The sequence below is a fragment of the Caballeronia sp. LZ003 genome (assembly GCF_031451465.1).
Lineage (GTDB): Bacteria > Pseudomonadota > Gammaproteobacteria > Burkholderiales > Burkholderiaceae > Caballeronia.
Genome location: NZ_JARUXJ010000187.1, coordinates 1 through 442, shown reverse-complemented (window position 1 = coordinate 442; position 442 = coordinate 1). Strand labels below are relative to the sequence as shown.

Here is a 442-nt window from a genome sequence, read left to right as displayed (position 1 = left end):
CTGAAATGGAGAAGTGCTCGGACGGAAGATTTGAAACATTGGCGCACGGCAGGTAATCGCCGTTCACGATTAGCCCGCACGATTCGTTCGGATAACTCGAAAGCGCGTGCGATTGAATTGCCGCACGCGTGCGCCCGGCAAGCATCACTTATCCGCCTCGCGTAAGCGCGCCATCCGCGCCCGCAGCGGGAAAGCCGCCAAAAGGCAGCGGCACGTTCTTAAAGCGCTTTCGGCAGCACGACAATCGCCCACCGCACCTATCCTCTTCCGGCTTCTTCGTCTCGATGTTGTTGCGCGTGAAGTAATCCGTTCCGCGATAACCGCATTCAGCACCGCGGTACTCCCATTGGCACACCGCACTGATAATCTGGCGTGCAGGCAGTTTGCGCCCCGACAGATCCAAGGGTGAACTCAAAGAGAATTCGACCACCGCCGCCGTTTC

1 protein-coding gene is annotated in these 442 nt (G+C 58.4%); it reads right to left on the bottom strand.

Annotated elements, in window-relative coordinates:
- Window positions 1-148: 148 nt before the first annotated feature.
- A partial coding sequence (locus QCE79_RS33970) for a phage minor tail protein L (RefSeq protein ID WP_309852017.1) occupies window positions 149-442 on the bottom strand: 294 nt, incomplete at its 5' end.